The sequence below is a fragment of the Streptomyces sp. NRRL B-24572 genome, from assembly GCF_002156145.1.
GTDB classification, from domain to species: domain Bacteria; phylum Actinomycetota; class Actinomycetes; order Streptomycetales; family Streptomycetaceae; genus Streptomyces; species Streptomyces vietnamensis.
On record NZ_MWIG01000249.1, the window covers coordinates 1 to 2,663 of the forward strand.

The window sequence follows — 2,663 nt, forward strand, 5'->3', positions numbered from 1 at the left end:
GTCGGCGCCCTGGACGGCACGCGCGCCACGGCGATCGCGGACGCCTGCGCCGAGATCCGTGACGGAGCGCTCCACGAGCAGTTCGTGGTCGACCTCTTCCAGGGCGGCGCGGGCACGTCGACCAACATGAACGCCAACGAGGTGATCGCCAACCGAGCCCTCGAACTGCTCGGCCGCTCCCGCGGCGAGTACGCGGCCCTGCACCCCCTCGACCACGTCAACCTCGGCCAGAGCACCAACGACGTCTGCCCGACCGCCCTGAAACTCGCCCTCGACGCACACGTCGGCGAGCTGCTCCGCGCCCTGGCCGGTCTGCGCGGCGCCTTCGAGGACAAGGCCGCCGAGTTCGCCGACGTCCTGAAGATGGGCCGCACCCAGCTGCAGGACGCCGTGCCCATGACGCTGGGCCAGGAGTTCGGGGCGTACGCCGCCACCCTCGCCGAGGACGAGCGGCGGCTCGCCGAGGTGAGACCACTGCTGCACGAACTCGGCCTCGGCGGCACGGCGATCGGCACCGGGCTCAACGCACGCCCGGGCTACCGGGAGCGCGCGGTGGAGCACCTGCGCCGGCTGACCGGCATCCCGACGCTCGTGTCCGCGCCCGACCTCGTCGAGGCCACCCAGGACGTCGGCGTCTTCGTCCACCTGTCCGGGGTGCTCAAGCGCGTCGCCGTGAAGCTCTCCAAGATCTGCAACGACCTGCGCCTGCTGTCCTCGGGGCCGCAGGCCGGACTCGGCGAGATCAACCTCCCCGCACGGCAGGCCGGTTCGTCCATCATGCCCGGCAAGGTCAATCCGGTGATCCCGGAGGCGGTCAACCAGATCGCCTTCGAGGTCATCGGCAACGACGTGACCGTCACCCTCGCAGCCGAGGGCGGGCAGCTCCAGCTCAACGCCTTCGGGCCGGTCATCCACCGGAGCCTCGGCGCCGGCCTCGACCACCTCACCGCGGGCATCGGCGTCCTCACCGAGCACTGCGTGCGGGGCATCACCGCCAACCGGGACCGGCTCGCGGAGACCGTCGCCGCCTCCACCGGCCTCGTCACCGCGCTCGGCCCCGCACTCGGCTACGAGACCGCCTGCGCCCTCGCCCTGGAGGCCCACCACACCGGCAGGCCCGCGCTCGACCTCGTACGCGAACGGGCGCTGCTGACCGAGGCGGAACTCGACCGGCTGACGAGCCCCGCAGCCCTGACGGGCCTGTCGCCGACCGGCGCCGCATAAGGTCGGAACCGACCGGATCACCAGGCGCGAGGGCCACGCATGACGTCACCAGTGGGTTTCACACTCGTCCAGCTCCGCTACTTCCTCGTGGCCGCCGAACGCGGCTCGATGACGGAGGCGGCGGCCGAGCTGCACATCGCGCAGTCCGCCGTGTCCACGGCCGTCCACAACCTGGAGCAGGACCTGCGGGTCCAGCTGTTCATCCGCCGGCGGGGCCGGGGCCTCGTGCTCACGCCCGCCGGGGAGCGGCTCCGGCAGCAGGCGCGGGAGCTCCTCGCCCGCGCCCGTGAGGTCGAGCGGGAGGCCCGCGGGGACGGCGAGTCCCTGTCCGGTCCGGTGGCCGTCGGCTGTTTCGTGACCCTGGCCCCGTACTACCTGCCGGCCCTGTTCAGCGAGTGCACCCGACGCCATCCCGGCATCGAGCTCGACGTCGTGGAGGCGGAGTCGGACCAGCTCGTCCAGGCCCTGGCGGCGGGGCGCGTCGACTTCGCGCTCACCTACGACCTCGGTCTGTCGGCCGAGCCGGACCTGGACGCCGAGACGGTCGCCCGCGCCCCGGCGTACGTCATCGTCCCGGCCGGTCACCCGCTGGCCGGCCGGGACGGCGTCGAGCTGGCCGAACTGTCCGGGGAACCGCTCGTCCTCCTCGACCTGCCCCACAGCCGCGACTACTTCCGCTCGCTGGTCGCCGCCACCGGCACCGCGCCCGACGTGCGCTACCGCACCCAGAGCTACGAGACCGTGCGCTCCCTGGTGGCGCGCGGACTCGGCTACTCGGTGCTCAACCAGCGGCCGGCGACCAGTCAGACGTACGGCGGCGGCGAGATCGCGGAGCTCCGCCTCGAGGACGGCGGACCGCCGCTCGAAGTCAAGCTCGCCACGGTGGGGGGCGTGGCGCAGACCGCCCGCGCCCGCGCGGTGATGGACCTGCTGCGGGAGATCGCCGCCCGGCCGACCGGGGCCTGAACGGCGATCTCGCGCTTCAGAGGTCGGCCCGGCCCGTCACCGTCCGGGCGTGGGCCAGGAGCAGTTCACGGGCCCTGTCGGGGCGCAGCGCGGCGTTGCGGCTGACGATGTGCAGTCCGTAGCCGTCCTCCAGGGCCACAAGCCCGTGCGCCAGGTCCGACGCGGCCGCGGCGAGCGTGAAACCGCCGGTCGCGGCGCCCACCGCGAGGGCGGTCGTGTAGAGCGCGACCTCCCGCGCGAAGAGCGAGGCCATCAGCTCGGCGTGGCCCGGGCTGCGGCCGGCGCGCCGGTGCAGCTCGTAAAGCAGCCCGTGGACCGGGTCGTCCGTCATGCTCGGCAGACCGCTGTCCAGGAGGGCCCGCAGCCGCGCGGCGGGATCGTCGGGGGCCGCCTCGTCGTAGGCCCGCTGCCGGGAGGCCAGATAGCCCTCCACGGCGTCCCGGTGCACCTCCAGGACGAGGTCGTCGAGCTCG

3 protein-coding genes are annotated in these 2,663 nt (G+C 73.6%); 2 read left to right on the forward strand and 1 reads right to left on the reverse strand.

Annotated features, from left to right (window positions below; all coding sequences use genetic code 11):
• A partial coding sequence (locus CCN56_RS15575; protein ID WP_086827407.1) for an aspartate ammonia-lyase occupies nt 1–1,224 on the forward strand: 1,224 nt, incomplete at its 5' end.
• Nucleotides 1,225–1,275: 51 nt separating this feature from the next.
• The gene (locus CCN56_RS15580; RefSeq protein WP_218779415.1) at nt 1,276–2,190 is read left to right on the forward strand and encodes a LysR family transcriptional regulator; all 915 of its coding nucleotides are present in this window, start codon (nt 1,276–1,278) and stop codon (nt 2,188–2,190) included.
• Between the two features lie 16 nt (nt 2,191–2,206).
• Here the strand turns inward: CCN56_RS15580 and CCN56_RS15585 are convergent.
• The coding region (locus CCN56_RS15585) for a TetR family transcriptional regulator C-terminal domain-containing protein (RefSeq protein WP_179199856.1) at nt 2,207–2,663 on the reverse strand (457 nt) is incomplete at its 5' end.